Annotated in this window: 6 protein-coding genes and 1 tRNA gene; 1 reads left to right on the top strand and 6 read right to left on the bottom strand. The window is 72.0% G+C overall.

Annotation, left to right across the window (positions count from 1 at the left end; translation table 11 throughout):
- The first annotated feature begins 259 nt into the window (after positions 1–259).
- Complete coding sequence (locus DKL51_RS03405; protein ID WP_260428360.1) at positions 260–985, top strand: tyrosine-type recombinase/integrase; 726 nt, start codon at positions 260–262, stop codon at positions 983–985.
- Between the two features lie 78 nt (positions 986–1,063).
- On the opposite strand, the gene DKL51_RS03400 is transcribed toward DKL51_RS03405, so the two are convergent.
- The 6 genes from DKL51_RS03400 to DKL51_RS34690 all read right to left on the bottom strand — a co-directional run bounded on the left by DKL51_RS03400 (position 1,064) and on the right by DKL51_RS34690 (position 6,063).
- Positions 1,064–1,138, bottom strand: a tRNA-Val gene (locus DKL51_RS03400).
- Positions 1,139–1,221: 83 nt separating this feature from the next.
- Positions 1,222–1,686, bottom strand: a complete 465-nt coding sequence (locus DKL51_RS03395) for a peroxiredoxin (RefSeq protein ID WP_109966375.1) — start codon at positions 1,684–1,686, stop codon at positions 1,222–1,224.
- Positions 1,687–1,764: 78 nt separating this feature from the next.
- Positions 1,765–2,202: a DUF3052 domain-containing protein gene (locus tag DKL51_RS03390; RefSeq protein WP_124811709.1), complete on the bottom strand. Its 438-nt coding sequence runs from the start codon at positions 2,200–2,202 to the stop codon at positions 1,765–1,767.
- Between the two features lie 111 nt (positions 2,203–2,313).
- Positions 2,314–4,977, bottom strand: a complete 2,664-nt coding sequence (locus DKL51_RS03385) for a transketolase C-terminal domain-containing protein (RefSeq protein ID WP_124811708.1) — start codon at positions 4,975–4,977, stop codon at positions 2,314–2,316.
- Between the two features lie 51 nt (positions 4,978–5,028).
- A complete protein-coding gene (locus tag DKL51_RS03380; RefSeq protein ID WP_124811707.1) occupies positions 5,029–5,508 on the bottom strand; it encodes a MarR family winged helix-turn-helix transcriptional regulator in 480 nt (159 codons plus the stop codon).
- A 147-nt stretch (positions 5,509–5,655) separates the two neighbouring features.
- Complete coding sequence (locus DKL51_RS34690; protein ID WP_185734692.1) at positions 5,656–6,063, bottom strand: hypothetical protein; 408 nt, start codon at positions 6,061–6,063, stop codon at positions 5,656–5,658.
- Positions 6,064–6,192: the final 129 nt, after the last annotated feature.

Genomic DNA, 6,192 nt, shown 5'->3' with positions numbered 1-6,192 from the left:
TCCAAGGCCGCCGCGCCTTCACCGACGAACGCGACGCACGGCTCACCGCGTTCCGCTGGCTGCACCGCTACAACACCGTCCGACGCCACTCCCGGCTCCGACAGCAATCCCCGATCACCTACGAGAGAAACGCCCGACCGGCACCGGCTACGCTGGCCCCCGCCGCATAAACCCCGTGTCCAGGATCAGGGGTCAAGCCCCCGGCAGGCGTTGCTGTTCGGTAGGCAACTGCTGCCAGCGGTACCCCGGTACTCGGCAAGTGCAGTTCATCCATGCGGTGCTGCGCAACGCTCTCGGCCAAGCCAGGCGTGAGGAGCTGGTGAGCAGGAACGTGGCCACCCTGGTCCGCGTGCCTGCGCCTCGATACAAGGTGGGCAAGGGCCTAAGCGTCGAGCAGGTCAAGCGTCTGCTGAGAGCCGCCGAGGGTCACCGGCTGTACCCGCTCTACCTGGTAGCCGCCACGCTCGGCCTGCGTCGCGGGGAGCTGCTCGGTCTGCGTTGGCAGGATCTTGACCTGGACAGGGGCATTCTGAGCGTCGAACAGACCGTGCAGCGCTTGGCTGGCGGGCTGCGGGTACAGGACACGAAATCGGAGGACTCCGATGGCGTGTTGCCTCTGCCGGAGGTGACCTGGCTGGCGCTGCTCGATCATCAGAGGGACCAGAAGATCGAGCGGGAGGCGGCTGGCAACGGATGGGTTGAGCACGGGCTGGTCTTCCCGTCTCGGCTTGGTACGCCGATGGAACCGCGCAACCTCAACCGGCACTTCGCTGGCCTCCGGGAGCGGGCGGGCCTGCCGCATATCCGCCTGCACGACCTGCGGCACACCATGGTGACGCTGCTCTTGGACCTGGGGGTCCCGCCGCACCTGGTACAGGCCATCGCCAGGCACGCCCACGTGGATGTCACGTTGAAGATCTACGCCCACACGAACCTTGATGCGATGCGAGCGGCGGTGAAGCGTCTTGATGACCAGTTGGGCTGAGATTCCTCGCTGCTACATGCGCTGCTACAACGAGACAGGGGCCCTGATCTTGTGATCGGCTCCGTTGCTGGTCAACGATGGTGGGCGCGGCAGGTTTCGAACCTGCGACCCCTCGCTTGTAAGGCGAGTGCTCTCCCACTGAGCTACGCGCCCGGAACGCCCCGTACGGCGGGCCGGAGACCGGCAAGCTTACCTGCCGGCCACCGGCCCGGTCGAACGGCGTGCCTGGGGTGGGATCAGGCGGCGGTCTCGGCGAGCGCCTTGCGCCAGCCTTCCTGGTCCCGCGCCTCGCCCGGCATGTTCATCTCGGCGAACCGGACCACACCGGCCTTGTCGATCACGAATGTGCCCCGGTTGGCGATGCCGGCGACCTCGTTGAAGACGCCGTACGCCTGGGCCACGGCGCCGTGCGGCCAGAAGTCGGCCAGCAGCGGGAACTGGTAGCCCTCCCGGTCGGCCCAGATCTTGTGGGCGTAGACCGAGTCGACGCTGACGGTCAGCACCTGGACATCGTCGTTGACGTACTCGTTGAGGTTGTCCCGCACCTCGCACAGCTCACCCTGGCAGATGCCGGTGAAGGCGAGCGGGTAGAAGACCAGCAGCACGGTGCGCTTGCCGCGGAAGTCGGAGAGCCGGACCTCCTGGTTGTTCTGGTTCTTCAGCACGAAGTCCGGCGCCTCGGCGCCAACCTCGATAGGCATGCGAACTCCTCGGGTCGGGGTCTGGAGATGATCAGCCTGCCACACCCGGCGGCGGGCGCCGCCGGGCCGGGGGCTCGGCTACTTGCGGCCCTTGGACCCGCGCCGGAGCACGAGCCGGGCACCGCTCCAGTCGTGGCCCGCGTTGATGGTGGAGGTCTGCTGGAGGCCGGCGGTCTGGGCGCTCTCCGCGACCTCGCTGGGCTCGACGTGGCCCTCCCGCCCGGCCTTGGGCGTCAGGAGCCACACCACGCCGTTGTCAGCGAGGGGCCCGAGGGCGTCGACGAGGAGCTCGAAGAGGTCACCGTCGCCGTCGCGGTACCAGACGAGCACCGAGTCGACCACCTCGTCGGTGTCCTCGTCGACCAGATCCCCACAGCGGTCGGTCAGGGCGTCCCGGAGATCCTGGTCGACGTCGTCGTCGTACCCCATCTCCATGACGACCATCCCCGGCTCGATCCCGAACCGGTCCGCCAGGCTGCGTACCCCGTCGGCGGCCTGACCAGCGGTCGCGCTCACTGTCGCGTGCCTCCTCATCTCATCCCTGCTCGCGGCGTCGTACGACACCGTCGGGCCAAGTCCACACAGTTGTGGCTCCCCGCGCAAGTGGCGCACCGGGTGGAACGGAATTTACCGTGCCAGGAGCGTACGGGCACCCTGGGTAATGGCTTCCTCGGAGGCCAGGACCTGATGTGCCGCCGGACCTAATGGTACAAACGAGTCAACTCCGGCGACGCGCCGCGCCGCGCCGACGTATCCGGCGTCGACCAGCGCGGCAATCACCCCCTCGCCCACCCCGCCCGACCGGCGGGTCTCGTCGACGACCAGCACCCGTCCGGTGGCCGAGGCCTCCCGGATGATGTCCGCGACGGGCAGCGGGGCGAGCCAGCGCAGGTCCACCACCCGGGTGCCGATCCCCTCGTCGGCCAGGGTGGCCGCCGCCCGCAGGGACATCCGCACGCCGTTGCCGAAGGTGATGATCGTGACGTCCTCGGCGGACCCGACCCCGTACACCCGGGCCCGGCCGATCGGCACGTGACCGCCGGCCCAGGCGCCGGGCTCGGCGTACTCCCCCAGCCACTCCCCGTCGCCGTCCTCATAGAGATCGCGGGTGTGGTAGAGCGCGATCGGCTCCAGGAAGACGCAGACGCTGCCGTCCACCGCCGCGGCGGCCAGGCAGGTCCGCAGCATCGGCGCGGCGTCGTCCGGCCGCGCCGGCACCGCGATCACCAGGCCGGGAACATCCCGCAGTACGGCCACCGAGTTGTCGTTGTGGAAGTGCCCGCCGAACCCCTCCTGGTACGCCAGCCCGGCCACCCGCACCACCATCGGGTTACGGAAGGCACCGGAGGAGAAGAACTGCATGGTGGCCGCCTCGCCGCGCAGCTGGTCCTCGGCGTTGTGCAGGTACGCCAGGTACTGGATCTCGGGCACCGGCAGCATTCCGGCGATCCCGGCACCGAGGCCGAGCCCGAGGATCGAGGTCTCGTCGAGCAGCGTGTCGAAAACCCGGGCCGCCCCGAACTTGTCGCGCAGCCCCTTTGTCACCCCGTACACCCCGCCCTTGGCGGCGACGTCCTCGCCGAAGACGGCCATCCCCGGGTGGTCGAGCATCCCGTCGGCCAGCGCCGCGTTGATGCTCTGCGCCAGGGTGAGCGGGCCGGCCAGCTCCGGCGACTTGCCGCCGAACAGCTCGGTCCGCGCGGCCGCGTTCGGCCCGGCCGCCCGGGCCGCCGCCTCGGCAACCGCGCGGGAGACCCGCACCGGTCGGCGGGGGGCCAGTGCGGCCACCACCTCGGCCGGGGAGCCGAGCTTCGGCTCGTCGAGCACCTCCTCCGCGACCCGGCGTACCTGCCAGCCGCGCTCGTCGTACCGGGCCAGCAGCTCGTCGCCGCTGGCGAAGCCGCCCTCGACCAGCAACCGGGCGGTGGCCACCAGCGGGTCCCGCTGTGCGTCGGCGGCGATCGCGGCGGCACTCCGGTATGCGGTCTCGGCGTCCGCTCCGGCGTGCCCCATCAGCCGTACCGTGGTCAGGTGCAGCACGGCCGGGCGCCGGTGCCGGCGTACCCAGGCCGCGGCCTCCACCGCCACCCGGTACGCCTCGACCAGGTCGGTGCCGTCGGCGGCGAAGTAGCGGATTCCCGGCTTGGCGCGCAGGGTCGCCGCCACCCACCCCTGCGGGGACCGCACGCTGATGCCGAGGCCGTTGTCCTCGCAGACAAAGAGGACGGGGATGCGCAGGCCGGTGTGGTCGTACCAGCCGGCGGTGTTGAACGCGGCGGTGGCGCTGGCGTGGTTGACCGAGGCGTCGCCGAACGAGCAGACCACGATGGCGTCCGGCGGCCACGGCGAGCCCGTCGCACCGTCCGCGTCGCCGACCGCCACCCCCCGCCCGGTACCCCGGCCGCCGGGGCCGACCTTGCGCAGCCGCTCCAGGGCCAGCCCCATCCCGACCGCCCGGGGCAGGTGGGAGGCGATCGTGGAGGTGGTCGGGATGACGGCCAGGTCGGCGCGGCCGAACACCTTGTGCCGGCCACCGGCGATCGGCTCCCGGGCCGAGGCGACCATCCCGCGCAGCACGTCCCGTGCCGCCTCGGTGTACGCATCCACGGGTCCCACGGCCGTGGGCTCGACCGGGATGCCGACCACGGCCTCGCCGGCCGCGTCCACGGCCACGCCGGCCCCGACCGGCACGCTCTCCGCCTCGGGGACTGCCGCGCCCTGATCCTCGGCCGGCGGGACTACCTCCTCATCACGCCGAACGCCTTCGGGACCGACCGACGCCGGCTGCGGCTGCGGCTCCGGCTCAGAGGAGGCGCCCTCGGAGTCGGGCCGGGTCAGGTCCAGGGTGATCGGCTCGCCCTCTTCGGCCGGCCCGGAATCCCCGCCGTCGGTCGACGCGGGTTCGGATTCCCGTACGGGGAGGCAGGGGTCGCTGGGGAAGGACCCGGCGGCCTGGGCGGCGCGGACGCAGTAGAAGGCCCCGGAGCGGTAGTGCAGCAGGGCGGGATCGGTCGGGCGCAGCGCGGCGGCCACCGCGGCGTTGCCCTCGTGGCCCGCCGAGCCGATCGTGTAGAACCCTTCGCCGAAGCTGCGCAGCCAGCGCCCGGCGAGGTCCAACAGCCGACTGGTGACCTGGGCGTCGAAGAGGGTCAGCGCCTGCGCGCCGGTCAGCGGCGCCCGGTCGGATAGCGGCTCGGCCGGGTCACGCCGCCGGGCCGGGTCGCCGAGCGCGCTCAGCGCCTCGCGGAACCGGTCGTCGAGATCGTGCGGGGTGGTCACGTCGGACAGCATTACCGACGGAGGGGCACCTCGCCCACTCGGACACGATCGCCCCGCCGGGGCTCACTCCCCGCCGCACTGCTCCGGGCAGCCGCCGTCGGAGACCTTCCAGACCAGCTGACTCAGGGTGGCCAGCTCGTCGGTGGTGAGCCCGCCGAGCAGTCGGGAGTCGGACATCACCTGGTGCACCCGGTCCCGCATCCGGCGGCCGACCTCGGTGACCACGAGCGTCTTCTGCCGGCGGTCGGTGGGGTCGACCCGTCGCTCCACCAGACCGGCCTGCTCCAGCTTGTCGACCAGGGCGGTCACGTTGGACCGGTCGCAGCGCAGCTGCTCGGCGAGGTCGCGGGCGGGCAGCGGCCGGTCGGGGTCGAGCTCGTGCAGGGCGCGGGCGGCGGCCGGGGTGAGACCCAGCTCGGCGACCTCCACGTCCTGGTAGTGCCGCATCGCGGAGGCGATGTGCATGATCCGGCGCACCGCGTCGCCGGCCAGGGCGGCGCGGTCACCCCGGTCCGGGCCGGTGGGAACGGTGGGTTGCGCCATGGCTCACATCTTACTTGCCGTTAAATAGTTGAGCAGCTCGATTATTGAGCTCCTCCTCGACGCCCTGCCACCAAAATCCGCGTCACCCAGCTCGCCCCTCACCGCCGCCTGCCCCCCGCCCGGCCGCGGTGATCATGAAGTTGTTTCTCAACCCGCACGGCGTGTCGGAGCAAACCGGCACGATCCCGGCCAGCCGGGTGACCAGCGGGCTGAACGAGGCCGCGTGCGCCGCGCCGCCGACCAGCAGCAGTCCCTGCCGCCCAGCCACAGCCAGCCGGTGCGGGACAGCACGGCCACGACCACCACCACCGCCGCCAGCACCAGCGGTCCGGCCACCGGCAGGGCACCCCGGACCCGCTCCAGCAGGCGCGGCACCGCCAGGCCACAGAGGGCGAAACCCGAGGCGTACGGGAGGAAGGCCAGTCCCGCCGCCAGCGCGGGGTGGTGCTGACCCGGCGGGGCGGCTTCCGCCGGGCCGGGCGCGGCGGCCCGCAGTTCGTCGACCCGACCCTGGCCTACCTGACCGTCCCCGGCGAGGAGGAGTGCTTCGCCCACCCGAACGGCGGTGACGACTGCACCTCGCTGCATCTCTCCGAGCGGCTGTGGCGCGAGTTGTTCGCCGAGCGCCGACTTCGCCGCCGCGGAGCGGCTGGTCCGGCTGGTCGGCGCGGCCACCGCCCGGGC

Origin of the sequence: Micromonospora globispora (assembly GCF_003857015.1) — a bacterium.
GTDB classification, from domain to species: domain Bacteria; phylum Actinomycetota; class Actinomycetes; order Mycobacteriales; family Micromonosporaceae; genus Micromonospora; species Micromonospora globispora.
The sequence above is the reverse complement of the archived record's forward strand: the minus strand, read 5'-3'. Positions and strand labels throughout refer to the sequence as shown.